The sequence below is a fragment of the Mesorhizobium sp. M4B.F.Ca.ET.214.01.1.1 genome (assembly GCF_004791545.1).
In the GTDB taxonomy this organism is placed as follows: domain Bacteria; phylum Pseudomonadota; class Alphaproteobacteria; order Rhizobiales; family Rhizobiaceae; genus Mesorhizobium; species Mesorhizobium abyssinicae.
Genome location: NZ_SRUX01000004.1, coordinates 168,185 through 193,860 on the forward strand (window position 1 = coordinate 168,185; position 25,676 = coordinate 193,860).

At 66.5% G+C, this 25,676-nt stretch carries 24 protein-coding genes; 10 read left to right on the plus strand and 14 right to left on the minus strand.

Going from position 1 to position 25,676, the window contains the following annotated elements; translation table 11 throughout:
- Positions 1-96 precede the first annotated feature (96 nt).
- Genes EN857_RS10050 through EN857_RS10060 form a run of 3 tightly spaced genes read right to left on the minus strand, consistent with a single transcriptional unit; the run spans position 97 to position 2,986 of the window.
- Entirely contained in the window at positions 97-1,242 is a 1,146-nt protein-coding gene (locus EN857_RS10050; protein ID WP_127309044.1) for an ABC transporter ATP-binding protein, read from the minus strand.
- On the minus strand, positions 1,223-2,182 hold the full coding sequence (locus EN857_RS10055; protein WP_127309045.1) for a PfkB family carbohydrate kinase: 960 nt from the start codon (positions 2,180-2,182) through the stop codon (positions 1,223-1,225). The genes EN857_RS10050 and EN857_RS10055 overlap by 20 nt, the downstream gene beginning before the upstream one ends.
- A gap of 3 nt (positions 2,183-2,185) precedes the next feature.
- Positions 2,186-2,986 (minus strand): class I fructose-bisphosphate aldolase, encoded by an 801-nt coding sequence (locus tag EN857_RS10060; protein WP_127309046.1) that lies wholly within the window; start codon positions 2,984-2,986, stop codon positions 2,186-2,188.
- A 180-nt stretch (positions 2,987-3,166) separates the two neighbouring features.
- Between EN857_RS10060 and EN857_RS10065 the strand changes: the two genes are divergently transcribed.
- Together EN857_RS10065 and EN857_RS10070 are read left to right on the plus strand one after the other, a co-directional pair.
- Positions 3,167-4,315: a Gfo/Idh/MocA family oxidoreductase gene (locus tag EN857_RS10065; protein WP_127391399.1), complete on the plus strand. Its 1,149-nt coding sequence runs from the start codon at positions 3,167-3,169 to the stop codon at positions 4,313-4,315.
- 14 nt (positions 4,316-4,329) lie between these two features.
- A complete protein-coding gene (locus EN857_RS10070; RefSeq protein ID WP_127282929.1) occupies positions 4,330-5,292 on the plus strand; it encodes an alpha/beta hydrolase in 963 nt (320 codons plus the stop codon).
- Between the two features lie 27 nt (positions 5,293-5,319).
- On the opposite strand, the gene EN857_RS10075 is transcribed toward EN857_RS10070, so the two are convergent.
- Positions 5,320-6,342: a LacI family DNA-binding transcriptional regulator gene (locus EN857_RS10075; RefSeq protein ID WP_127310598.1), complete on the minus strand. Its 1,023-nt coding sequence runs from the start codon at positions 6,340-6,342 to the stop codon at positions 5,320-5,322.
- Between the two features lie 310 nt (positions 6,343-6,652).
- Positions 6,653-7,192: an Lrp/AsnC family transcriptional regulator gene (locus tag EN857_RS10080; RefSeq protein WP_127310597.1), complete on the minus strand. Its 540-nt coding sequence runs from the start codon at positions 7,190-7,192 to the stop codon at positions 6,653-6,655.
- A gap of 48 nt (positions 7,193-7,240) precedes the next feature.
- On the opposite strand from EN857_RS10080, the gene EN857_RS10085 reads away from it, so the two are divergent.
- Positions 7,241-8,431 carry an MFS transporter gene (locus EN857_RS10085; protein WP_127310596.1) on the plus strand — a complete coding sequence of 397 codons (1,191 nt, stop codon included), beginning with the start codon at positions 7,241-7,243 and terminating at the stop codon, positions 8,429-8,431.
- Between the two features lie 61 nt (positions 8,432-8,492).
- Entirely contained in the window at positions 8,493-8,921 is a 429-nt protein-coding gene (locus tag EN857_RS10090; RefSeq protein ID WP_127310595.1) for a GNAT family N-acetyltransferase, read from the plus strand.
- Positions 8,922-8,951: 30 nt separating this feature from the next.
- Here EN857_RS10090 and EN857_RS10095 read toward each other — a convergent pair whose 3' ends face one another.
- The 9 genes from EN857_RS10095 to murA all read right to left on the minus strand — a co-directional run bounded on the left by EN857_RS10095 (position 8,952) and on the right by murA (position 19,636).
- Complete coding sequence (locus tag EN857_RS10095; RefSeq protein ID WP_127391398.1) at positions 8,952-10,067, minus strand: anhydro-N-acetylmuramic acid kinase; 1,116 nt, start codon at positions 10,065-10,067, stop codon at positions 8,952-8,954.
- Positions 10,068-10,073: 6 nt separating this feature from the next.
- Positions 10,074-11,078: a serine hydrolase gene (locus EN857_RS10100; RefSeq protein WP_245478318.1), complete on the minus strand. Its 1,005-nt coding sequence runs from the start codon at positions 11,076-11,078 to the stop codon at positions 10,074-10,076.
- A gap of 106 nt (positions 11,079-11,184) precedes the next feature.
- On the minus strand, positions 11,185-12,933 hold the full coding sequence (locus tag EN857_RS10105; RefSeq protein WP_127391397.1) for an ABC transporter ATP-binding protein: 1,749 nt from the start codon (positions 12,931-12,933) through the stop codon (positions 11,185-11,187).
- A complete protein-coding gene (locus EN857_RS10110) occupies positions 12,930-13,769 on the minus strand; it encodes an ABC transporter permease (RefSeq protein ID WP_127391396.1) in 840 nt (279 codons plus the stop codon). Before EN857_RS10110 ends, EN857_RS10105 begins: the two co-directional genes overlap by 4 nt.
- Positions 13,769-14,728, minus strand: coding sequence for an ABC transporter permease (locus EN857_RS10115; protein ID WP_128346173.1), 960 nt, complete (start codon positions 14,726-14,728; stop codon positions 13,769-13,771). The genes EN857_RS10110 and EN857_RS10115 overlap by 1 nt, the downstream gene beginning before the upstream one ends.
- Before the next feature lie 34 nt (positions 14,729-14,762).
- Positions 14,763-16,286 (minus strand): ABC transporter substrate-binding protein, encoded by a 1,524-nt coding sequence (locus tag EN857_RS10120; protein WP_127394188.1) that lies wholly within the window; start codon positions 16,284-16,286, stop codon positions 14,763-14,765.
- A gap of 98 nt (positions 16,287-16,384) precedes the next feature.
- Positions 16,385-17,308 (minus strand): N-acetylmuramic acid 6-phosphate etherase, encoded by a 924-nt coding sequence (gene murQ / locus EN857_RS10125; protein ID WP_128346998.1) that lies wholly within the window; start codon positions 17,306-17,308, stop codon positions 16,385-16,387.
- A 184-nt stretch (positions 17,309-17,492) separates the two neighbouring features.
- On the minus strand, positions 17,493-18,383 hold the full coding sequence (locus EN857_RS10130; protein WP_127394305.1) for an N-acetylglucosamine kinase: 891 nt from the start codon (positions 18,381-18,383) through the stop codon (positions 17,493-17,495).
- The gene (gene murA / locus EN857_RS10135; protein ID WP_135858497.1) at positions 18,380-19,636 is read right to left on the minus strand and encodes a UDP-N-acetylglucosamine 1-carboxyvinyltransferase; all 1,257 of its coding nucleotides are present in this window, start codon (positions 19,634-19,636) and stop codon (positions 18,380-18,382) included. The genes EN857_RS10130 and murA overlap by 4 nt, the downstream gene beginning before the upstream one ends.
- Before the next feature lie 133 nt (positions 19,637-19,769).
- Between murA and EN857_RS10140 the strand changes: the two genes are divergently transcribed.
- From EN857_RS10140 to EN857_RS10165, 6 genes are all read left to right on the plus strand, one after another.
- The gene (locus tag EN857_RS10140; protein ID WP_127393917.1) at positions 19,770-20,627 is read left to right on the plus strand and encodes a MurR/RpiR family transcriptional regulator; all 858 of its coding nucleotides are present in this window, start codon (positions 19,770-19,772) and stop codon (positions 20,625-20,627) included.
- Between the two features lie 173 nt (positions 20,628-20,800).
- Positions 20,801-21,490, plus strand: a complete 690-nt coding sequence (locus tag EN857_RS10145; protein WP_127393916.1) for an SDR family NAD(P)-dependent oxidoreductase — start codon at positions 20,801-20,803, stop codon at positions 21,488-21,490.
- Between the two features lie 225 nt (positions 21,491-21,715).
- Entirely contained in the window at positions 21,716-22,567 is an 852-nt protein-coding gene (locus tag EN857_RS10150; RefSeq protein ID WP_127393915.1) for a MetQ/NlpA family lipoprotein, read from the plus strand.
- An 83-nt stretch (positions 22,568-22,650) separates the two neighbouring features.
- A complete protein-coding gene (locus EN857_RS10155) occupies positions 22,651-23,742 on the plus strand; it encodes a methionine ABC transporter ATP-binding protein (RefSeq protein ID WP_135858500.1) in 1,092 nt (363 codons plus the stop codon).
- On the plus strand, positions 23,723-24,376 hold the full coding sequence (locus EN857_RS10160; RefSeq protein ID WP_127394220.1) for a methionine ABC transporter permease: 654 nt from the start codon (positions 23,723-23,725) through the stop codon (positions 24,374-24,376). The genes EN857_RS10155 and EN857_RS10160 overlap by 20 nt, the downstream gene beginning before the upstream one ends.
- 157 nt (positions 24,377-24,533) lie before the next feature.
- A complete protein-coding gene (locus tag EN857_RS10165) occupies positions 24,534-25,550 on the plus strand; it encodes an isopenicillin N synthase family oxygenase (protein ID WP_128346436.1) in 1,017 nt (338 codons plus the stop codon).
- Positions 25,551-25,676 lie beyond the last annotated feature (126 nt).

Sequence of the window (25,676 nt, forward strand, 5' to 3'; positions counted from 1 at the left end):
TAAGATCGGCTGCACAATGCGGACGATCGTCTGGTTTATTCAGAAGTCTTCATTCGCGGGCGCCTCGCTCTCGCCCGCCGGCTCTGCCGCAATTCTTCAGATCGCCAGATGCGTCTCGGGATCGAAGAAATGGAGCTTGCTGTCATCCAGGGCCAACCGGATTTCCGAGCCGGAGCGGACTGCGCTGTCCGGTTCGAATTTCGCCACCGCGTTCGACGTCAGGCCGTAATCCTCCACCGCGTCCGGGTCGCCGGAGTCCACCCGGACCGCGTCGATGTTCAGATGGACGATATGTTCCGACCCGAGTTCCTCGATCGAGGTCACCTTTGCCGGTATCGTCTGATACTTGCGGCCGGATTCGAGGCTGCTGTCATAGAGATGCTCCGGGCGGATCCCGAACACGACCTTGCGCCCCGCATACGACCTCAAGCCCGGCCTGCGCACGAAGGCTGCATCCTGCAGCCGGACGCCGAAGGTGCCGGACGTCAGTTCGTCGCCCGTCAGGGTCGCCTCGAAAAGGTTCATCGAAGGAGAACCGATGAAGCCGGCAACGAAGGCGTTCACCGGCGATTCATAGAGCCGCTTGGGTGTGTCGACCTGCTGCAGCACGCCGCCCTTCAACACCGCGACCCTGTCACCCATCGTCATCGCTTCGGTCTGGTCGTGGGTCACGTATATGGTCGTGACGCCGAGCTGCTTTTGCAGGCTGGTGATTTCCGCGCGCATCTGGACACGCAGTTTCGCGTCCAGATTGGAAAGGGGTTCGTCCATGAGAAAGGCGGCCGGCTCGCGCACCATGGCGCGGCCCATGGCAACCCTTTGACGCTGTCCGCCTGAAAGGTTCGCGGGTTTGCTGTCCAGCAGCGACGTCAGCTGCAGGGTCTTGGCGATCTCGTCCACGCGCTTCCTGCGCTCGGCCTTCGGCTTGCCCGCCAGCCGCATCGAAAAGGCGATGTTTTCGAACACTGTCATGTGCGGGTAGAGCGCATAGCTCTGGAAGACCATGGCAATGTCGCGGTCCTTGGGCGGCATGTCGACGACGTCGACGCCGCCGATCCGAAGGCTGCCGCTGGTGACGTCCTCCAGCCCCGCGATCATTCGCAACGCGGTGGATTTACCGCAGCCGGACGGGCCGACGAGGATCAGGAACTCGCCGTCCTCGACCGACAGGTTCAATTGGTCGATGGCGTGAAAATTGTTCCCGTAGGTCTTGCAGATATTCTCAAGAATGACTTCTGCCATCTTCCTCCTCCACAAGTCTCAGTTCGACCGCTGACGGAGCGTTCGCAGAGGTCAGAAGTTTCGTGACCTGGTCGTTGGTGGGCAGCGCTTCGCGCCCGCCACGTCCCGTTACGGACAGGGCTGCGGCCGCGGCCGCGAACGCGACCCGGCCTGCGGTGTCGGCCCCGCGCGTCAATGCATGGGCATAGGCGCCATGAAAGCAGTCACCGGCGCCGGTCGAGTCGACGACGTCAACCCGGTGCGGGGGCAGGTGCCAGAGCCCTGTCTCGTCGCGCCCGCGATAGTAGACGCCCCTGCCGCCATCGGTCAGAACCACGGCGGACCGCGACGGCAACCATAGCGCATCGAGCATCTCGGCCGGCGATCGGCGGCCCGTGGCAGTCCGCGCAAAGCCGAGGGGAAGAATGAGATGGTCGCAGAGCGCGATCAGCCTCTGGGTGTCCGGGCCGCTGCTCCATTCGATATCGCCGAGGATCGCAAGGCCGAGATCGCGAGCCCGGGCCACGACATCCAGCGACCGGATCGCGTAGCTATCGACGATCAGGACGGCTGCCCGGCTGAGGATATCGTCCGGAAAGTCCGGCGTGGTGCCCAGCATCGCTTCGTCGTCATAGGCGATGAACCGTTCCCCGTCCGAGCCGACTGTGATGCGCGAGCGCACCGGGCGCGCGTCCGGGTGGCGCGGTGCGAATGCGGTTTCAACGCCGCTCGCAACGAGATCGCACAGCACGGCGTCGTCCGCGGCACTGCCCAGCCATCCGACAAACCCGGCGGTTCCGCCGAGCCGCGCGACGGCGGCCAGCGCCGTCGCGACATTTCCGCCGAAAGCCCGGGCACTTTGCAGAACCTTTCCCTTGCCCGCCGACAACGGCTGATCGACATAGACGATGTCGTCGATCGCAATAGCGCCGAAGCCGAGGATCGAGGGGACGGCGGGCATGGTTCAGGCACCCGCCTTCGCCAGGGCGTCTTTTGCCGACAGGCCGTCATGGATGACGCCGCGAAAGGCAAGCGCCGCCTTCTGCGGATCGCCATGCCCCCAGAGATTGCGGCCGACCACGGCACCGCGCGCGCCGGCACGGATGGCGTCCGCCGTCTGCTGAAGCGCGCCGAGCAGCGTATCGGTCTTCGGACCACCCGCGATCACAACCGGCACCGGGCAGGTCCGGACGGTCTCTCGGAACGACTCGAAATCGCCCGTGTAGCCGATCTTGATCACGTCGACGCCGGACTCGTAGCCGATGCGCGCCGCATAGGCGATCTCGTCGGGGGTGAAGACGATTTTCGCCCCGTCGGTGAAATCGCGAGGGTAGATATGCGCCACCACCGGCATGCCGTAGCGAGCCGCCGCGTTCACCGAATCGGTCAGCCAGCGTATGTACTTGCCCTCGGTCGCGCCGCGCACCGGAATGGCCACTGCCAATGCATCGGCCCCCGCGCGCACCGCATCCTCGGGCGTTGCGATCAGCTCGCTGATGCGATCGTCCGGAGTGAAGCAGCCCGCCTGGATCACCAGGGAAGCCTTGCCCGCATATTGCGGCCACAAATGGCGGGCGGTGCCAGGCTGGATGCTGACATAGTCGGGTTTGCCCGCCATGACGCGCGCCAGCGCCCCCGGCAGGTCGGCAAGGCCGCCTTTGCGCACGTCGCCATAGCCGACGAAGTGGTCGACCGCGCCGCCAAAAAGGTTCCCCGATGGATGCGAGAAGAGGCGCGCAAGGCGCACCTTGGTTCCGAGGCTCATGAGTTCAAAATTCCCCAATCGGTTGTTTTCAAAATCCTGCTGCGTCAGCGTTTTCATATGCTCCATAAAATTTTTACGCGCGTCAAGAATTAAAATGTTGTATAGCGGCTTTCGATTGTGATCCATTGCTTGCGCCAGGGTGCGGCCAAGCCGTGGCCGCGTTGGGAGGTACGATCGAAAATGCACGGAAAATCAAAGACAAAGCTCGGCATCGGTGTCATCGGATGCGGCAACATCTCGATGACCTATCTGCGCAATGCGGCTCTGTTCGGCGGGATGGAGTTGCGCGCCTGTGCCGACATTTCCGCCGACATGGCGGCGCTCCGTGCCAAGGAATACGGCATCCGCGCGCTCGGCGTCGACGCGTTGCTGGCCGACCCGGACATCGACCTTGTCCTCAACCTGACGATACCGGCGGCGCACTTCGACATCTCGTTCTCGGCGCTTTCGGCCGGCAAGCACGTCTTCACCGAAAAGCCGCTGGCAACCTCGGCCGGCGACGGCCGCCGGCTGGTCGCCGAAGCAGCCAGCCGCGGCCTGCTGCTCGGCTCGGCTCCCGACACCTTCCTCGGTGCCGCCGGGCGCCGCGCGCGCCGCCTGATGGATGAGGGCGCCATCGGCCGCGCGGTGACCGGCACCGCCTTCATGATGGGGCGCGGCATGGAGCACTGGCATCCCAATCCGCAATTCTACTACCAGCCCGGCGGCGGCCCGGTCTTCGACATGGGCCCTTACTACCTGACGATGCTGGTCAACCTGCTCGGCCCGGTCGCCAGCGTCATGGCCATGGCGACGCGCGGCCAGGAGGAGCGGCTGATCACCGCCGACGGTCCCTTCAAAAACACCAGCTTCAAGGTCGGCACGCCGACCAACATCCTGTCGCTGCTCGAATTCCGCTCCGGCGCCAGCGTCACCTTCGGCGCCTCCTGGGATGTCTTCAGGCACTCCAACCATCCGATCGAACTGCACGGCACCGAGGGCTCGCTGAGACTCCCCGATCCCGACACGTTCGGCGGCACCGTCTCGCTGTCGGCGCGCGGCGCCGAGTGGAAGGATTTCGAGAGCGACAGCGAGCTCTACGGCGCGCGCAACTGGCCCTATGCCGCGCCCGACCGCGCCAACTACCGCATGCTCGGTGTCGCCGATCTGGTCCGGTCGCTGTCCGAGGGCAGGAGGCCGCGCGCCTCCGGCGAACTGGCGCTGCATGTGCTGGAGATCATGGAGGCGATCCTCGCCTCGGGCGAGCGCCGCGGATCGGTTGCTGTCAATGGCACCGTCGACCAGCCGCCGCTTCTCGCCGAGGACGAGGCGACGAGCCTGCTGGCCTGACGGGAGGCCGCCCGATGACGACATCGCCCTCGACGGCAGCCGGGCTCGATCCGCAAGCCCGCCACGTGCTCGATCTCGGCCGGCAGGCCGCCGCCCCGCCGTTCGAGACCGGCACGCCCGAAGAGGCGCGCCGCGCCTATGACCAGGGCTCTCCGGACCTGCAGGGCGAGCGCGAGCCGGTCGGCCTGGTCGGCGAGCGCACGCTCGCCGGACCCGGCGGATCGCTGGTGGTAAGAATCTATCGCGGGCAGGGGGCTCCGTCCCGGGCTGCTCCCGCGCTGCTCTATCTGCACGGCGGTGGCTGGGTGATCGGCAATCTCGACTCGCATGACGAGATCTGCCGCTGGTTCGCCAACATCGCGGCATGCGTCGTCGTTTCGCCCGCCTACAGGCTGGCGCCGGAGCACAAGTTTCCGGCGGCGGTCGAGGACTGCCGCGCCGCGCTCTCCTTCATGCGGGATGAGGCCGCCGCTCTCGGCATCGATGCTGGGCGCATCGCCGTTGCGGGCGACAGCGCCGGCGGCAATCTCGCCGCCGTGCTCAGCCTGCTCGCGCGGGACGACCGGATTCCGGTGACCGCACAGCTTCTGCTCTACCCCAACACCGATGCCGCGCAGACGGCGGACAGTTACCGACGCTTCGCCGAGGGTTTCGGCCTGACCGCCTCGACCATGGCATGGTTCCGCGACCAATATGTTCGCGACGCCGGCGACATCGACGACTGGCGCGTCTCGCCGCTGAAGACCAAAGGCCTTGCCGGTGCCGCCCCCGCCTTCGTCGCCATCGCCGGCCACGACATCCTCGCCGACGAGGGCGAGGCCTATGCCAGGCGTCTCCATAACGACGGCGTGCCGGTGGTGCTCAAGCGCTGGCCGGGCCAGATCCACGGCTTCGTCTCGATGGGCCGCCACGGCCCGGCATCGCGGCAGGCTGTCGAGGCGGCGGTCGCCGCCTGGCGGAGCTTCGATCCCGGTTGAGTTGGGTCGGGTCTGTCGAGGTTCAGGTCACGCCGACTGGCGCATCACCAGCGTCGCGTCGAGATTGACCTTGGGCGCCACCGCCGTCCCGTCCTCGTTGAGCAGCCCCAGCAGCGTTTCGACGCTGCGCCCGGCCATGGCGGCGAAGTCCTGCGCCATGGTGGTGAGGCCGGGGCAGGTGTAGCGGCTGAGCGGATGATCGTCATGCGCCGCGACCCTGAGGTCGCAGTCCGCCTTGCGGCCGACCTTGATCCCCTTCGAGAAGGCGGCCGCCATCACGCCGAAGGCGAGACGATCGTTGTTGCACAGGATGGTCTTGCCCGGCAGGCCGCCACTGCCGAGCATCCTCTCGGTCTGTTCGTAGCCGATCCGCTCGAAATCCCAAGTGTAGTCCCTGGTATTGCCTATGACGATCGGCTCATGCCCGAGCCGCTTCATCGAGGCGACATAGCTGGCCAGCCGTTCGGGCGAGTTGTGGTTGACATGCGGGATGTCGAAATAGACCGGCGCGTCGCCCGATCGGCAGAGATACTCGACGATCGTCGCGACGCTCTGCGTGTTGTTGTTGCCGACGAAGGGCGTGCCGCCATCGAGATAAGTGTCGAAATAAACGATCGGGATGGCCTGCGTCAGCTTCTCCAGCGTGCGGTGATCGGAGCGCCGCCCGAGCGGCGCGACGAGCGCGCCGGAGACCTTCAAGGACAGGATGGTCCGCGTCGCCTCGACCTCGAGCTCGGTCGAGCCGTGCGAGGAAATGACGATCGGCCAATAGCCTTCGTCGCGCAGCCGAAGCTCGATGCGGCTGACCATTTCCGAATAGAACGGGTCGGTCACCGTCGGCACGACGATGCCGATGCTGCGGGTGCGCTTGCGGTTGAGGTTGCGGGCGAACAGATTCGGCTGATAGTCGGAGGAGCGCAGCGCCTCCTCGATGCGCTTTCTGGTCGCCGGCTTGACGCTGGTCGGATCGTCGAAATATTTCGACAGCGTCGGTCTGGAGACGCCGCAGGAACGGGCGAAATCCTCCATGGTCTTGTGCGTCATCGCCATTCCAACCCTCGCGGCATGGACATCCGAAGAATCCTCGGTTCCATGCGACTGCCCCGGCACCTACTTAGAGCGCGCCGGCGCGCACCTGCAAGGTGAAACTTTACAGACAAGTTTTCAAGTTTCAACGCGTTATGAGAAATTATTGCATGCGTAAATTTTGTGCAGAAGCGTGTGCAGCTTTCAGTGAGGGTAACGCCTAGAGCCGGATGATTTCAGGTCGAATCGACCTGAAATCTGAATCCGGCTCTAAATCAGAGAAATAGAGCATGATGTCGCCCGAAAACCGCTTCACACTTTTCGGCATCATGCTCTAGTAGACCGGCGTCGCCATATGCCGGGGCGCCGGCCATTCCTGGGTGATGCCGGGCTGCACCGGCCGCTCGAGATACGTCGACAGCACCACATAGCTGCGCGTCGAGGTGACGCCCGGCGTTTCGTAAAGCCGTGACAGCAATCCCTCCAGCGCGCGCGTGTCCTCGGTGCGGACCTTGAGCAGCATGCAGGTGTCGCCGGCCACCGTATGGATCTCCTCGACTTCGGGGAATTCGGACACCGCCATCAGCTCCGGCGTCTTGCCCCAGCCCCTGGTGTCGATATGCACGAAGGCGAGCAGCGGCTTCTTCACCGCTCTGGGATCGATGATCGCCGCCGTGGCGCGGATGGCGCCGCTGCGCTTGAGGCGCTTCACCCGCTCATGCGCCGCCGGCGGCGACAGGCCGACGCGATCGCCGAGCTCGGCGTAGCTGATGGTCGCGTCGTCGACCAGGATGCCTAATATCTTTCGGTCGATAGGGTCGATATCGCGGGTAGGCTGCCTGTTCCGCTGAATGCCATCTGTTTCTTCATCCATATCGGAATTCCTCATTGATGCCGAATTAAATACGGCCATTATGAGCATATGTCGAACAGTGATCAATCAGCAATTCTGGTGGCGGCGCCCCGGCCGCCGATCCCGGCGCTCGCCTATCTCCTGACCGGCTGCATCGCCGTCATCGGTTCCAACTCGCTGGTTCTCGGCCCGATCGCGCCCGCCGTGGCGACCTCGTTCGGGACGAGCGTGCCGGCGGTGATGAGCGCGGCCGCTGCCTTTGGCCTCGGCACCTCGGCCAGCGCGCTCTTCCTTGCCCGCTATATCGACCGGGTGGGCGCGCGCCGCATGCTGCAGGGCGCATTGCTGCTGCTGGCGCTGGCCCTGGTCGCCAGCGCGCTGGCACCGACGGTGACGGCGCTGGTCGCGGCCCAGCTGGTCGCCGGCATCGCCGCCGGCGTCGCCATGCCGGCGATCTACGCGAGTTCGGCGGCGATCGCGCCGCCTGGCCGCGAAAGCGGCACCATCGGCGTCGTGCTGACCGGCTGGACGCTCTCCATGGTGGCCGGCGTCTCGCTGTCGGCCGTGCTTGCCGATCTCGTGCACTGGCGCGCCGTCTTCGCCGCCGTCGCGCTCCTGGCCGCGACCGCCGTCGTCGGCCTGACAATGAGTTCGCTGCGCGACAGCAAGAAAAGCGGCCCGGCGCCTTCGCCGCTCGGCGCCCTCGCCGTTCCCGGCATCCTGCCGCTGCTGATCGCCTGCGGCGCCTTCATGACCGCCTTCTACGGCGTCTACGGCTATCTCGGCGATCACCTTCACCAGGGCCTCGGCGAGCCGGTCAGCGCCAATGGCCTGGCGGCACTCGCCTATGGTTTCGGCTTTGGCGCGGCGGCACTGCTCGACGGCGTCATCGACCGCCTCGGCGCCCGGCGCGTCATGCCGTTCGCCTATCTGCTGGTGGCGGCCGTCTATGTCGCCATGGCCACCGCCAGCGGCAGCTTCGGCCTGCTCATGGCGACGATCGCCCTCTGGGGCCTTGCCAACCATTTCGGGCTGAACGTCCTGGTGATGCGCCTGACCGCGCTCGACCCCACGCAGCGCGGCACCATCATGGGCCTGAACAGCTCCGTCACCTATCTCGCCGTCTCCATCGGCACCGCCGGCTTCGGCCCGCTCTATACGAGCCTCGGCTTCGCCAATTGCGCCGTGATCGCGGCCCTGCTGATGCTGGTCGCCGCTTCGGCGGCGGCATGGCGCTCGGCAGGCACTGCCCAGCAGTAAGCTTGCGTCCCTGTTCGGTCCTTCGCTAAGGCTGGCAAATGGAACCGAACTGGACGAAGCGATGAAGACGACGCTTGAGACCACCGCCGATCCTTCGGCGCAGGAACTCGCCTTCCTCGGCGAGCAACTCACGGCCTTCAACGACGCCGATGTCGGCGCCTCGGGCCGAAAGGCGCTCGCCGTCTTCGTTCGCGACGAGGCTGGCAAGGTCGTCGCCGGCATCTCCGGCTACACCGCCTGGGGCTGGCTCTTCGTGCAATGGCTGTGGGTCGACGAGAGCCTGCGCGGCCAGCACATGGCGGGCCAGATGCTGCAGGCGGCCGAACAGGAGGCGGTGGCGCGCGGCTGCCACGGCGCCTGGATCGACACCTTCAATCCCAAGGCGGCGAGGGCCTATGAGCGCCAGGGTTACCAGCGGTTCGGCACGCTGCCCGATTTCCCCATCGGCCGCAGCCGCATCTTCCTGCAGAAGAGCCTGACTGCCGCCTGATCGGCGGTCCGGAATTGCGTCAACCAAAACCTACCCGGCGAGCTTCCCGCCGCGCATCGGCTGCGGCACGCCGGTCGTGCTCGGAAAACTGATCGGCAGGCCGCGCAGCACCCGCACCGCCAGGAACGCAAAACACTCCGCCTCGACCGCGTCGCCCTTCCAGCCCAGCGTCTCGGCTTGCACGGCCTCGACGCCGGAACGGCTGGCGAGCATCGCCATCATCGTCGGGTTGTGGCGGCCGCCGCCGCTGACCACCAGCCGTTTCGGCCGATGCGGCAGAAGGTCGAGCGCCTTGCCGACGGCGGCGGCGGTGAAGGCGGTCAGCAAGGCTGCGCCATCCTCGGCGCCGAGGCCTTCGGCCATCGCGGCGGTGAAGTCGAAACGGTCGAGCGATTTCGGATAGGGCTTGGTCAGATAGGGATGTTGCAGCAGCCTTGCGAGCCGCGCCTCGTCCACCGTGCCGGCGCGCGCCAGCGCGCCGTCGCGATCCATGTCGCCAAGCCCCTTTGCCTTGATGAAATCGTTGAGCGGCGCGTTGGCCGGTCCGGTGTCGAAGGCGACGACATTGTCCTTGCCGTCCCACCAGGTGATGTTGGCGACGCCGCCGAGATTGAGCACCGCCATGTCGCCGTTGGCATCCGCCGCGCGCAGCAGCGCGGTGTGATAGGCGGCCGCCAGTGGCGCGCCCTGTCCGCCGGCGCGCATGTCGGCCGAGCGGAAGTCGTAGGCGACCTTGGTTCCGAGGATAGAGTGCATCAGCTCGCCGTCGCCGAGCTGGCGGGTCTGGCCGAGCCGGCCGGTCTCCGGCGCGCGATGCAGCACCGTCTGGCCGTGGAAGCCGACGACGCCGATATCGGCCATGGTCAGGCCATGGCCTTCGACAAGGTCCTTCACGGCCGCCGATTGCGCGCGCGTCAGCGCCTCCTCGGCCTCGCGGAAGATCGCCGGTTCCGGTCCGGTGAAGTTCCACGCGCGCGCCTTCAGCAGCGTCTCCTCCAGCAGGGTACGGATCGATTGCGAGTAGGGCGCCAGCGCATAGGTGCCGAAATCGGCGATCCGCTCGCCGTCGGTCCTGATCAGCGCGACGTCGATATTGCCGTCAAGCACGGTGCCGGTCATCAGGCCGACGGCCCAGATTGGTTGCATGGGTTGCTAGTCCTCGTTGATCCGATCGCCGACAGCCTGGCGAAGCGCGGCGATTCCGCTGTTGAAATGACGTGTCGGATGGATCCGGTTGGTGAGCAAGGTCCAGGCCCTGCCTTTGTCGAAGTCGATCCACAGCCCGGTGCCGGTGAAGCCGGTATGGCCGATCGTGCCGGGGCTGCAGAGCCCGCCGCCGGACCAGCCTTCGTAAGGGCGTTCCCAGCCATGGGTGCGGGTGGCCGACAGCGGCGCCCGCATCAGCGCGATCGAGGCCGGCGAGGCGCCGGTGCCGTCGAGCAGCCCTTGCGCGAAATCGAGGACCGAGGCAGCCGTGCCGAACAGGCCGGCATGGCCGGCGCCCTCGAGCGCCGAGCAATTGTCGTCATGCACCTCGCCTGAGAGCACGCGGTGGCGCCAGGTGCAGTCTTCCGTCGCCGCCGCCTGGTCCGGCGCGGCCGAGAAGGCGAAGCCCGGACCGGGATCCATGGCGCGGATCCTCTTGCCCGACAGGCGCTCCATCGCGAAGCCGAGCAGGATGAAGTTGATGTCGGAATAGACCGGCATGCCGGCCTGCCATTCGCGCTGCAGGATGAAGGCGCGCAAGAGGTCGGGATCGCGGCCATAGGTGTATATGGGCGCGACGGCCGGAAACGGCGTCTGGTGGCCGAGGCACTGGCGAAACGTTACCTTTCGCTCCCACGCCTTCTCGTCATATTGGCGCAGGTCCGGCAGCGCCGAGATCAACGGCGTGTCGAGGTCGATGACGGCATCCTCCGCCAGCTTGAGAATGCGCGGCGTGGTGAAGATGACCTTGGTCAGGGAGGCGAGATCGAACCAGGTTCCTTCATGCATGGGCCTGGGTTCGGGCACGCGTTGGGCGAGGCCTGTTGCACGCACAACGCGGGCGCCGCCGCGCTCGACAATCCCTAACACGCCGCCCGGAATGCGGCCCTCGTTCACCGCGGTTTCGAGCGGCGCGAAGGCGTGAGTGAAGAGCTCGGCGAGGGCGGTCAATATCGGCCTCCATCGGAGAGGCAGCGATCCGTCCCACACCCCTCTGGCCGGCAGGCCGGAGGGGAGTGCTGTCCCGCCAAGCCTGCGCATCTTTGAGCGCTATCCTTCACCCCTCGATCCTCACTCTGTGATCCGACCCAAACACATCCCACTTTGCTGGCCCCGGTTCAAACCCCAGCGGCCGCACCAGCGACGGCACTTGCCGCGTGTCCAGTTCGAAACGCTGGCGCCGCCGCTCGATGGTCGGCACCGCCGCGATGAGCTTCTTCGTGTAGGCATGCCTGGGCGCCGACAGCACCGACTTCGCATCGCCGATCTCGACGATCTGGCCGGCATAGATCACGGCGATCCGGTGCGCGATGCGTTCCACCACGGCCATGTCGTGCGAGATGAACAGATAGGCCAGGCCAAATTCGCGCTGCAGGTCGACCAGAAGCTCCAGCACCCGAGCCTGTACCGAGACGTCGAGCGCCGAAACCGCTTCGTCGAGCACGACGACGGACGGGTTGAGCATCAACGCGCGCGCTATGCACAGCCTTTGCCGCTGACCGCCGGAGAATTCGTGCGGATAGCGCTCCAGGCTGTTTTCCGGCAGGCCGACGCGCTTCAGCAGCGTCGTCATCCTCGCCCGCGTCTCTGCATTCACGCGGCCGCCGCTGGCGATCACCGGTTCGGCGAGGATGCTCTCGATCGTCAGTCGGGGATTGAGCGAAGCATAGGGGTTCTGGAACACCATCTGGATCGGCAGTGCGCTCTGCCCGGCGGCGGCCTTGCGGACGCTGGCCGAAAAGCTGCCGCGCGTCGAGCGCACCAGGCCTAGCACCGCGCGGGCCGTGGTCGACTTGCCGGAGCCGCTCTCGCCGACAATGGCCAGCGTCTCGCCCGGCATCAGCTCGAAATCGACGCCGTCGACGGCATGCACTGCGCCGGTGGCGCGCCCGAACAGGCCGCTCCTGACCGGATAGCGCACGGCAAGCCCGTCGACCTTGAGCGCCGGCTCGGCGTCAGGCGCCTTCTCGCGCCGCCCGTCCGAACGCGTTGCCTTGCCGCTGGCGAAATGCGGCACGGCGTGCAGCAAATGCTGCGTATAGGCATGCCGCGGATGGTCGAGGATCTGGTTCAGCTCGCCCTGTTCGACGGCCTGTCCGTTCTGCATCACCATCACCTTGTCGGCGATGCCGGCGACGAGGCCGATATCGTGGGTGATGAAGATCATCGACATGTCGGTCTCGCGCTTCAGCTCGGCCAGCAGCGCCATGATCTGCGCCTGCACCGTCACGTCGAGCGCCGTCGTCGGCTCGTCGGCGATCAGCAGGCGCGGATTGCAGGCAAGCGCCGTGGCGATCATCACCCGCTGCAGCATGCCGCCGGAAAGCTGGTTCGGCGTGTATTTCAGCCGCCGCGCCGCATCGGGGATGCGCACCCGGTCGAGCGCATCCTTGGCCGCGGCAATCGCCTGGCGGCCGGTCAGGCCGCGATGCAGGCGGAACGATTCCGCGATCTGCGTGCCGATGCTCAGCACCGGGTTGAGCGAGGTCATCGGCTCCTGGAAGATCATGCCGATCTCGGCGCCGCGGATCTTCGTCAGTTGCGGTTCGGCCGCCCCTGCCAGATCGAGCACGCCGCCGTCGCCGCGCCTCAGCCGGATCGAGCCGCCGGTGATCTTGCCGCCGCCGAAGTCGACGAGCCGGTTGATCGACAGCGCGGTGACCGACTTGCCGGAGCCGCTCTCACCGACGATGGCGAGCGTTTGGCCGTCGGCGAGATCGAAGCTCACGCCACGGACAACTTCATTGGCCTCGGCCTTGCGGCCGAAACCGACGCTGAGATCGGATACGGAAAGCAGCGGGATCACGCGATCGCCCTCCGCATCTTCGGATCGAGAATGTCGCGCAAGGCGTCGCCCAAGAGGTTGAAGCCGAGGATGCTGATCATGATGGCGATGCCCGGGAAGATCATCAGCCACGGCGCCGTTTCCATAAGATTGCGGCTGTCGCTCAGCATCAGCCCGAGCGAGGCGGCGGGCGGCTGCGTGCCGAGGCCGAGGAAGCTCAAGCCCGCTTCGGTGAGCAGCGCCCAGGCCAGCGCCAGCGTGACCTGGACGGTCAGCGGCGCGACCAGATTGAGCAACAGGTGCCTGGTCAGGATGTAGCCCGAGCTGCTGCCGAAGGTGCGCGCGGCATCGACGAATTCGCGCGCCTTGAGCGACAGCGCCGGGCCGCGCACCACGCGCGTGAAGATCGGCGTGTAGACGATGCCGATGGCAAGCACGCTGGTCCAGGTGCCGGGGCCGGCGACGGCGACGATGAGCAGTGCCAAGAGGATCGCCGGGAAGGCGAGCAGCACGTCCATGATCCGCATCAGCAGGCCGTCCCAGCGTCGCCCGAACCAGGCCGCCGCCAGGCCGAGGACGGTGCCGGCGAGCGTGGCGAAAGCCACCGAGAAGAAGGCGACGGTGAAGGACTGGCCGATGCCCGTCATCAGCCGGCTCGCGACGTCGCGGCCGAACAGGTCGGTGCCCATCCAGTAGGCGGCGCTTGGCGCATGCAGCCGGTCGACACGGTACTGTGTCAGCGGATTGTGCGGCGTCAGCCCAAACAGGCCAAGCATGGCAAGCAGCAGATAGAGCCCGACGATGAAACCGCCGATGCGGCCGCTGGTATGGGCGAAGATGGCTTTGAGGATGCGCATCAATTTTCCCCCAGTCGGATGCGCGGATCGAGCGCGGCATAGGCGAGGTCGACCAGGAGATTGACGATCATGAAGTTGAAGGCGATGAACAGCACGCATCCCTGCACCAGCGCGTAGTCGCGCTGCAGGATCGCGTCCAGCACCAGCCGTCCGAGGCCGGGCAGCGCATAGATCTGCTCGACGATGACGGCGCCGCCGAGGAGATAGCCGAATTCGATGCCGCTCAGCGTCACCACCGGGATCAGCGCATTGGGCAAGGCATGGCGCCAGATGACGCTGCGCGCCGAGGCGCCCTTGCTGCGGGCGGTGCGCACATAGTCGTCGCTCAAGACGTCGAGCATGGCCGAGCGCGATATACGGGTGACCGAGGCGGCGAAGGCGAAGCCGAGCGTGATGGCGGGCAGGATCAACTGGCCGAGATTGCGCAGCGGATCCTGCCACAGCGGCGCGAACTCGCCCATCGCCGGCAGCACGCCGAAACCGGCCGACAGCGTGTAGATGATCAGCAGCGCCAGCACGAAATTCGGCGTCGACTGGCCGATCATGGCGGCGATGCGCACGCCGAGGTCGGAGAGTTTCTCGTTGCGCGTGGCGGCGAAGACGCCGGCGGGCACGCCGACCACAAGCGCGATCAGCATCGACAGTAGCGCCAGCTCGAGCGTCAGCGGGAAGCGCTCGAGGATGACATCGAGCACCGGCCTGCCATAGGTCGTCGAAATGCCGAGATCGCCGTGCAGCAAGCCGAGCAGCCAGCGCCCGTACTGGACGAACCAGGGTTGGTCGATGCCGAAATAGGCGGCGAGCGCAGCGCGCTGCTGCGGCGTCAAAAGCCCCGCCTCGGTGCCCAGCATCGCCGTGATCGCGTCACCCGGAACCATCCGGATGGCGACGAACACGACGATGGAGACGCCGATCAAAACGAGAGGAAACACCGCCAGGCGTCTGAGCAGATAGGTCACGCGAAGAACACCTCTCGCCCGCTCGCTTCGGCCGCTACTGCTGGATCGTGACCTTGCTCAGGCTGAACAGCGTGCCGGTTGGCGTTGGCACGAATCCCGCGACATTCTTCTGCTGCGCCGTGTAGCTGTAGGAGGTGTAGAGCCAGATCCACGGCGAAACCTCGGCGATGTGCTTTTCGAACTCGGCGAAGATGGCCTTGCGCTTTTCCGGATCGGTCTCGGCGCGGCCCTTCTGCATCTGGCTGTCCAGCGTGTCGTCGATGTAATTGGCCACCTTCTGCAGATTGCCGGCCTTGGTCCAGTAGCGGTTGTACATTGTGTAGGGGTCGGCCCTGCCGCCATTGAGCGCCACCGCCATGTCGAAATCGCCCTTCAGCCAGGCGTCGACATAGACGTTGAGCTCCATCATCTTGATGTCGAGCTTGACGCCGATCTCGGCCAGCTGCGACTGGATGACCTGAGCTTCCGCCGCCGCCGTCGGCGGCTCGCCGTTGGCGCCGATCACGGTCGCCGAAAAGCCGTCGGCAAAGCCGGCTTCGGCCATCAGCTTCTTCGCCTTCTCGACGTCGCGCTTGTAGCAGAACAGCTGGCCGGGATCGGTGGCCATCGAGGGAATGGTCAGCGGCCCGGTCACCTTGCCCTCGCCGAGCGAGGCGGTGTCCAGCACCTCCTGCCGGTCGATGGCGCAGGAGATCGCCTGCCGCACCTTCAGCTCGGTCATCGGCTTGCGCGACGGGTTGAGCTGCAGCACGTGATAGGCAAGCACCGGCACGCGGTTGAGCTGCAGGCTGGCTTCCTTCGGCACCAGCGTGGCGACCAGCGGGTCGTTGAGCAGCGCGAAGTCGATCTGCTTGGTGCGCATCGCCGCCAGGATCGCCGTCTCGTCCGGCAGCACGCTGATCTCGATGCCGTCGACGCCGGTGGCGCCGCCGGCCCAGTCCTTGTTGGCGCTGAGCACTTCCTTGGCATTCGGATCCCATTTGTCGAGCTTGAACGGGCCGGAGCCGATCGCCTTGGTGCCGATCGAGCCGGCGGCGATCTCGCTGGCCGGAACGATGGCCGCGTTTACGTCGCTCATCGCCGTCAGCAGCGGCACGTCCGGCTGCGACAGGTGGAAGACGACGCTCGCCGGATCGGGCGTGTCGATGCTGGCGATCGACAGGAAATTGGCGCGGGCAGCCGCCCCGGTCTTCTCGTCGAGGATGCGCTCGAACGAGGCCTTCACGTCGGCCGAGGTGACGGCGGCGCCGTTCTGGAACTTGGCTTTCGGGTTGAGCTTGAAGCTCAGTTCCTTGCCGTCGGCCGAGAACTGCCAGCTATCGGCGATCGCCGGCACGATCTTCAGGCTGGCATCGACCCTGACCAGCGGTTCATAGACCAGCTCCAAGAGCCTCAGGGACGAAAAGGCGGTCTGCTTGTGCGGGTCGAGCCCGGTGGCATCCTGCGCCCAGGCCATGTGCAGCGTCGCGGCACTTGCCTCCAACGGCGCGGCGGCGATGCCGACCAGCGCAGCAAGCGCCATGCCCGAAACCAGTTTCCTCGTCAGATGCTTGACCATTGTCGTCTCCCATTTCGTTCGACCTTGCTTTGCAATTCCGCGGACCGCTTCAAAGGGGCAGGCGCCCCGGACTGTCGGCCCAGTTTTCTCGTGCGGCTTCACGCCGTCTTTTCGCTGATCGCCTTGCGCAGGAACCCTCCCGCCTTGCCGAGCGCCTCGCGCGCATCTTCCACGCCCATGCCGGTAATCACCATCAGGATCGCCAGCTTCACGTCCTTGCCCGTCGCCTCCAGCGCCTGCCGTGCCTGCTGCGCCGTGCAGCCGGTCGTCTGCATGATGATGCGGACGGCCCGCGCCACCAGCTTCTTGTTGGACGGATTGAGGTCGACCATCAGGTTCTGGTAGCTCTTGCCGATGCGGATCATGCTGGCGGTGGTCAGCATGTTGAGGACCAGCTTCTGCGCGGTGCCCGACTTCAGCCGGGTCGAGCCGGTAAGCACCTCCGGACCGACGACCGGCGAGATGGCGATGTCGGCAATGCCGGCAATGGTCGAGCGCGGATTGCAGGACAGCGCCACCGTCGTCGCGCCCACGTCCTTGGCGTAGTTGAGCCCGCCAATGACGTAGGGCGTGCGGCCGCTGACGGCGATGCCGACCACCACGTCGTCGGCGGTGAGGACGATATCCCGCAGGTCCTCCGCGCCCTGCTTCGGATCGTCCTCGGCGCCTTCGGCGGCGCGCACCAGCGCTTCGGCACCGCCGGCGATGAGGCCGATCACCATATCTTCGGGAACGCCGAAGGTCGGCGGGCATTCGGAGGCGTCGAGGACGCCCAGCCGGCCGCTGGTGCCGGCGCCGATATAGATCAGCCGAGCGCCCTTCTGGAAGGCTTGCACGATCCGGTCGACGGCCATCGCTATCTCCGGGATGACCTTGTCGACGGCGGCGGCGACGCCCTTGTCCTCGTCATTGATCCGGCGCAGCACGTCGGCGGTGGGCAACAGGTCGATGTCCATCGTGCGCGGGTTCCGGTCCTCGGAAACCAACCGCTCCAGCTCGGACATCAAGCCGTGTTCGCTCATCCGCTTGCTTTCAAACGCTGCCTTTTGGCAGGGAATCTGATGCAGCACCGGACGCCGACCAGTGCCGCGGTCGCGGCATTGGCGCTCATATTTGTGGCCGGTTCTGCTTCGTTAACTTTTTAGAATTGAATATTCGCAGTGTCAACGACAGAATGGAATAGAATATTCCTATCGACGAGACGCGTCAGCGACCGGCGAGGGACCTTTTGGCCAGGATGATCGCCCCTGAAACCGCGTCGCCGTCGGCGGGCTTCAGACGCCGGCGCACGTCGGGCGCGAGCCACGGCTCGAGCGGGCTGGACAGGCCCCCGAGCAGCGTCACCCGCGGCGCGCCCTTGTCGAACAGCACCCGCACGAAAGTGTCGACCTGCTCGGCCGCGCTCTGCACGATCCGCCGCCCGGCCGCGTCGCCCTGGTCGGCATGGCGGATCACCATCGGCGCCAGCGCCGCGTAGTCGGTGGCGCTGGCGCGGTCCATCCAGGCGACGGCCTCCATCGGATCGTCCTTGAAGCGCTGCATGACTTCGGCGAGCAGCGCCGTCCGCTCGTAGCGTCCGTCATGGGCGCGCAGGGCAAGCCGCACCGCCTTCAGGCCGAGATCGGCGCCGCTGCCTTCGTCCGAGATCGGAAAACCGTAGCCGCCGACGCGCAGGTCGCGCCCATCGACGAAGCCGAGTCCGATCGAGCCGGTGCCGGCAATGACAATGGCGCCGTCCTGGCCCGAATGCGCGCCAAGGCAGGCCCCGACCCCGTCGCTGACGAAAGCGATGCTGGCGAAAGGATGCGCGATCGCCTTGAGCGCCTCCAGCGCACCCTTGCGGCCGATGCCGGCGAGGCCGATGCCGGCGCGGATCCGGGCGATCTCCGCCGGCCCGAAACCGGCCTCGTCGATCGCCGCGCCGAAGGCCCGCGAGACGGAGCTCCAGGCGGGCTCGATGCCGAGCCGCGTCGTCGCCGGGCCGGACAGGCCTTGCCCGAGAACGGTTCCCGCCTCGTCCTCGATGCGGGCCCGGCAGCCGGTGCCGCCGCCGTCGACGCCGAGGAAGAAATACGGCGAGCCCGCGTCGACGCTCATCTGCTGATCCGCTCGATCTCGGCGCCGCAGAGACGCAGCTTGCGGTCGAGCTGCTCATAGCCGCGGTCGAGATGGTAGACGCGGTTGATGATCGTCTCGCCTTCCGACACCAGCGCCGCCAGCACCAGCGAGACCGAAGCGCGCAGATCCGTCGCCATCACCTGGGCGCCTCGCAGCTTTTCGCCGCCGCGCACCAGCGCCGTCGTGCCCTGCAGCTTGATGTTGGCGCCGAGCCGCGTCAGCTCCGGCACGTGCATGAAACGGTTCTCGAAGATCGTCTCGCGCAACAGCGAGGCGCCGTCGGCACAGCACATCAGCGCCATGAACTGCGCCTGCAGGTCGGTCGGAAATCCCGGATAGGGCTCGGTGGTGACGTCGACCGCCTTGAGCGGTCCGTCGCGCGACACGATCAGCCCACGATCGCCTGGCCAGATTTTCACCCCGGCGGCCTCCAGCAATTGCACCACCGATGCCATGTGCTCCAACCTGGCATGGGTGAGCTCAAGCTGGCCGCCGGTGATGGCCGCCGCGACCGCATAGGTGCCAGCCTCGATGCGATCGGGGATGATGTCATGCGTGGCGGCTCGCCAGCTGGTGCCGCCCTCGATCAGGATGCGGTGCGTGCCGGCGCCCTCGATGCGCGCGCCCATGGCGTTGAGGCAGGCGGCAAGGTCCGCCACTTCCGGCTCGCGCGCCGCGTTGAGGATCTCCGTCTCGCCCTTGGCCGTCGTCGCCGCCATCATCGCCGTTTCGGTCGCGCCGACCGAGGGCGAGCTGAGCACGATGCGCGCGCCCTTGAGGCCGTTCGGCGCCGAGGCGACGATCGATCCGCCTTCGATGCCGATTTCGGCGCCGAGCGCGGCGAGCGCCGCGACATGCATGTCGACCGGCCGGGCACCGATGGCGCAGCCGCCCGGCAGCGACACCCTGGCATGGCCGAAGCGGGCAAGCAGCGGCCCCAGCACCAGGACGGTGGCGCGCATTTTTCTGACCGTATCATAGGACGTTTCCGCCGAAACGGCGGCACCGGTGTCTATCGTCGCCGCGTGCGCGGACCTGGTGACCGCGGCGCCGTGAAGGCCGACGACGCCCAGCATGTTCTCGACGTCGGTGACGGAAGGCAGGTTGGTCAGCTGCAGCGGATAGGGGCTGAGCAGTGCCGCCGCGATCTGCGGCAGCGCCGCGTTCTTGGCGCCCGAGATCGTCACCGCGCCCTCGAGCCGCTTTCCGCCGATGATCCGCAATTTGTCCATGCCGACTCCCGGTTCGATCCGCTTCCATTGACACTCGATCGACCATTCTTGGCTGTCAATTGAAATTGGAATAATTTATTCCATGGCATTGCCAACCGCGATGGGCGGCTGGTGACCAGCGCAAGGGAACTCGATGTCCGTCCTGAAGAAGATCGAGGCCAAGCTCGAGACGATGGCGCAGGGCGATCGCGAGATCGGCCGCTACATCGTCGACAATCCCGACCAGATGCTGCGCCTGTCGACGGCGGCGCTCGCGGCCGAGATCGGCCGCAGCCAGTCGAGCGTCGTCAAGTTCAGCCAGAAGCTCGGCTATGCCAGCTATCAGGAGCTGAAGCTTGCCGTCAGCGAGGCCAAGGCGCAGGAATGGCAGGTGCCGGCCGGCGTCATCCACGGCTCGATCGAGGTCGGCGACAGCCATCAGGTCATCCTCAAGAAGCTGATCGGCAGCAAGCTTCTGTCGATGCAGCAGACCGTTGCCGCCAACAGCGAGCGGATCCTTTCCCGGGCGCTGGACCTGCTCGATGGCGCGCGCCGCATCCATCTGGTCGGCGTCGGCGCCTCCTCGCTGGTGGCACGCGATTTCTCCTACAAGCTGATGAAGCTCGGCCGCAATGTCCTGCACGACAGCGACAGCCACATCCAGATGGCCAATGTCTCGACGCTTGGGCCGGATGACGTGCTGTTCGCGCTCTCCCATTCCGGCGCCAGCATCGAAACCTTGCGCATCGCCGAGCTTGCCCGCAAGCGCGGCACCACCGTGATCGCCGTCACCGGCCTGCACGACAATCCGCTGAGCCGCGTCGCCAACATCCGCCTCTACACCATCGCCGACGAGGAGCGCGCCCGTTCCTCCTCGATCACCGCGCGCGACGCGCAGCTGACCCTGACCGACCTTCTGTTCCTGCTGCTGGTGCAGCGCCAGCCCGACGCCAACGACCATATCCACAACAGCGAGGCGGCGGTCTCGGTGCTGAAGGCGGAACGGTCCTAGGAAGTCGTGCAACCCGGGTTGAGCCAGGCCGTTCGGATTTGCATGCCAGCTTCTTGCGAGGCAGGCCTTTGGTATCCACGTCCTCCTGACGCAGGCACCGGAGCAGGCCTTCTTGCCTCTTGTCGTCGAAGGCGCGACGCTGCAGGCGGAAAGACGTTTGCAAGGAGGACAACATGGCAACCGATGTCGCGGTGATCGCAGGGGCGGGGCAGGGCTTGAGCGCCTCGCTGGCGCGTCTCCTGACCAAGGAAGGCTTTCGGGTGGTGCTGGCCGCGCGCAACACCGGCAAGCTCGCCTCGCTGGTCGAAGAAACCGGCGCTCTGGCCGTGGAAACCGACGTCGCCGATGCTGCGTCGGTGGCCAGGCTGTTCGAGGCCGCCGACAAGGCGGGCCCTCTTGCGCTTGCCGTCTTCAACGCCAGCGGACGCACGCGCGGACCGATCGCCGAGCTCGACCCGGACGCGGTGAAACAGGCGCTGCTGGTGGGCGCCTATGGCGGCTTCCTCGTCGGCCAGCAGGCGGCGCGGCGGCTGCTGGCGCGCGGTTCCGGCTCGATCCTGTTCACCGGCGCCACCGCCAGCCTCAAGGGTTTTTCCGGATCGGCCGGTTTCGCCATGCCGAAATTCGGCCTGCGCGGACTGGCGCAGTCGATGGCGCGCGAGCTCAGCCCAAAGAACATCCACGTTGCGCATTTCATCATCGACGGCCAGATCGAGCCGCCCGGACAGGCGACCGAGCCGGACCGGCCGGATCGCCGCCTCTCGCCGGACGCGATCGCCGAGACCTATCTCGCTGTCCACCGCCAGCACCGCAGCGCCTGGAGCTTCGAGGTCGAGCTCAGGCCCTGGGTCGAGACGTTCTGACTTCCCGATCATGGCCGCGCCGCCGATTCCAGGCGGCGCCTCCCGCCGCTCACCCGCACCCCGGCGGGCGTGCTCGCTGTCGTGAAATCTTTGAGAGAATATTTCCTGCTCTGTTCCTGAGAAGAAAAGCAGTTCTTTGATCGGACGCCCAGCATTGCCGATGCTGTCATCAAGGCTTCGCATTCCGCCAAGCCGAAACGATTTCAGGATCGCAAGGAAAGAACCATGTCCGGACACGGCAACGCTTCAAAAACTCTCTTTACGTCAATCACCAGGCGCGCCGGACTTGCGGCGCTTCTTGCCTCGGCGCTTGCCGTTGTCGGCCTCACAACGCCGACGCCCTCCTTCGCCGAGGACAAGAAGGCGATCAAGGTCGGCATCATCAGCGGCGAGGACGAGGATGTCTGGCGCGTCGTCGTCGCCCAGGCGGCCGAGAAAGGCCTCACCATCGAGACCGTCGTCTTCAACGACTACACCCAGCCGAACGAGGCGCTGGAACGCGGCGAGATCGACGCCAACGCCTTCCAGCACAAGCCCTATCTCGACAACCAGATCAAGACGCAAGGCTATCACATCGTCCCCGTCGGCTATACCGGCGTCTGGCCGATCGGCCTCTATTCGAAGAAATACACCAAGGTCGCCGACCTGCCGGAAGGCGCCGTCATCGGCCTGCCCAACGATCCGTCCAACGAGGGCCGCGCCCTGCATGTGCTGCTGAACGAGGGCGTGATCAAGCTGAAGGACGGCACCGGCATCCTGGCGACCACCGCCGACATTTCGGAAAACCCGAAGAAGGTCGCCATCAAGGAACTCGATGCCGGCATCGTTGGCCGCTCGGTCGAGGATCTCGACGCCGCCGTCGTCAACACCGACTGGGCGTTGAAGAGCGGCCTCGGTCCCGACAACCGCATTGCCCAGGAGCCGGTGGCCGACAATCCCTACCGCAACTTCATCGCCGTCAAGGTCGGCAGCGAGAACGAACCCTGGGTGAAGACGCTGGTCGCGTCCTACCAGAACGAAACGGTGAAGGCCGAATTCGACAAGGTCTACAAGGGCACCGGCATCAGCGCCTATTGATCGGCGCCTGGCTTGCAGCAGCAGGCGGCCCGCTGTTCGGCGGGCCGCCATCGCGTTTGCGGATCGCTGAAACGGAAACAAAGATGAACCAGCATGTCACGGCCGAAGTGGCCGATCCGGCGCACAGCCCTCCGGCAGATCGGGAAGATGTCGTCCGCCTCGTCGACCTGAAGCGGCGCTTTGGCGCGACGCCGGCGCTCGACGGCGTCTCGCTGGCGGTGCGCAAGGGCGAGATACTGGGCATTATCGGCCGCAGCGGCGCCGGCAAGTCGACGCTGATCCGCTGCCTGAACGGGCTGGAGCGCCCGGATACCGGCGAGGTCGTCATCGAGGGCCGCGAGATCGGCCGGCTCGGCGAGCGCGAACTGCAGCCGCTGCGCCGCCGCATCGGCATGATCTTCCAGCATTTTAATCTGCTCTCGGCCAAGACCGTCGAGGACAATGTGGCGCTGCCGCTCAAGATCGAGGGCCGGCCCAGGGCCGAGCGTCTGGCGCGCGCGACTGAACTGCTGGAACTCGTCGGCCTGTCGGAGAAAGCAAAAGCCTATCCGGCCGCGCTGTCGGGCGGCCAGAAGCAGCGCGTCGGCATCGCCCGGGCGCTCGCCGCGCGCCCCGCGCTGTTGTTGTCCGACGAGGCGACCTCGGCGCTCGACCCGGAGACGACGCGCTCGATCCTCGCGCTGCTCAAGGACATCAACCGGCGGCTCGGCCTCACCATCCTGCTCATCACCCACGAGATGGAGGTGATCCGCTCGATCGCCGACCGCGTCGCGGTGATCGATGCCGGGCGGATCGTCGAGGAAGGCCCTGTCTGGTCGGTCTTCGCCGATCCGAGGTCCGAGATCACCAGGAGCCTGCTCGGCGGCATCCGGCCGCAGCTGCCTGATGAGATCGCCAGCCGGCTCGCTCCGGCAGGCGGCGGCGAGACGATCCTGAGGATCGATGTCGCGGGCGAGGCCGCGCGCGGCCCGCTGCTGTCGGACCTCGCCACTGCGGTGCCGGGACCGTTTCGCCTCGTCCATGGCGGCATCGATCATGTCCAGCAGCAGCCCGTCGGCACGCTGTTCCTCGCCGTGCCCGGCAACGATGCAAAGCATCTGTTGGAAGTCATTGCGTTCCTGAAGACCCGCGAGGCGCGGGTGGAGGTGCTTGGCCATGTCGCCGGTTCTGTTTGAGCTTCTCATCCGTTCGATCTGGGAAACGGTGCTGATGACCGGTGCCTCCGGCCTCATCTCGCTGGTCTTCGGCCTGCCGCTCGGCCTGGCGCTGGTCGCCACCGATCGCGGCGGCATCGCCGAAAGCCTGTGGGTGAACCGCGCCCTCGCTGCGGTCATCAACGGCTTCCGCTCCGTTCCCTTTATCATCCTGCTCGTCGCCTTGATCCCGGTCACGCGGCTGATCGTCGGCACCTCGATCGGCACCTGGGCGGCTATCGTGCCGCTGTCGATCGCCGCCACGCCCTACTACGCGCGCATCGCCGAAGTGTCGCTGCGCGAGGTGGACCACGGACTGATCGAGGCGGCGCGCGCCATGGGCGGCAACCGCTGGACGATCATCCGCGAGGTGCTGGTGCCGGAGGCGCTGCCGGGCATCGTCGCCGGCTTCACGGTGACCCTGGTGACGCTCGCCGGCGCCTCGGCCATGGCCGGCGCCATCGGCGCGGGCGGGCTTGGCGATCTCGCCATCCGCTACGGCTACCAGCGCTTCGAGACCAGCGTCATGGTCGCCGTGGTCATCGTCCTGATCATCCTTGTCTGCGGCATCCAGTGGGCGGGCGACCGGCTGGTCGCCAGGCTGGATCGACGCTGATGATGGCAGGGCCGGAAGTTCTTTGCCCGCCGACAGCGGAATGCAGCGCCGGCTTTGCGTCATTCGCGCCGAGATTGGATCGTGCGTTGCTTGGGTCAGGGCCGCGCGCATGGCATCGTGGGGTGGGGTCGCACACTGCCGCGAAAGGAGCCTGACCATGGCCAGAATCATTCCCGTGCTCGATCTCGACCGCCTCGACCAGGGCGCCTCGGAACGGCGGACCTTTCTGTTCGACCTGCGCACGGCCGCGCGCGACGTGGGCTTCTTCTATCTCTCCGGCCACGGCATATCGGCTTCTGAAATCTCCGACGTGCTCGATGCCTCGCGGCGGTTCTTCGCCTTGCCGGAGGCCGACAAGCTGGCGATCGAAATGGTCAAATCCTCGCAGTTCCGCGGCTATACGCGCGCCGGCGGCGAGCTGACCAAGGGCAAGGCCGACTGGCGCGAGCAGCTCGACATCGGCGTCGAGCGGCCGACGATCGCGCAGGGGCCGGGCATTCCGGCCTGGACGCGGCTGCAGGGGCCGAACCAGTGGCCGCACGCCCTGCCGGAGCTGAAACCGGCGCTGCTTGCCTGGCAGAGCAAGGCGACCCAGGTGGCGATCCGCCTTCTCAAGGCCTTCGCGCTCTCGCTCGACCAGCCGGAAGACGCCTTCGATGCGATCTATCGCGACGAACCCAACCATCGCATGAAGATCGTGCGCTATCCCGGCCGCGACGCCACCGGCGACGACCAGGGCGTCGGCGCGCACAAGGACGGCGGCTTCCTGACGCTGCTGCTGCAGGACGAGAACAAGGGGCTGCAGGTCGAGTACAACGGCAATTGGGTGAATGTCGACCCGATCCCGCAGACGCTGGTGGTCAACATCGGCGAGCTGCTCGAACTGGCCTCGAACGGCTATCTGCGGGCAACGGTCCATCGCGTGGTGACGCCGCCGCCCGGTGTCGAGCGCATTTCGGTGCCGTTCTTCTTCAGCGCCCGGCTCGACGCGACGATCCCGCTGCTCGACCTGCCCGAGGACCTGGCGGCGGAGGCGCGCGGTCCGGCAAGCGACCCCGACAATCCGCTGTTTCGCGACGTCGGGACCAATGTGCTGAAGAGCCGCCTGCGTTCCCACCCGGATGTGGCGCGCCGGCACTATGCCGATCTGCTGGAGGCGGCAGCGGCTGGCTGAGGCCGCGGTCCTGCTTGCGCGATATTATTTCGCGGTTCGGCTGATATTTGGAATTCTGTTCGTCGCAAACTTGCCGGTCAAAGCCCACATAGGACTCATCGTTCGGCGTTCTCCTCCCATTGCGCC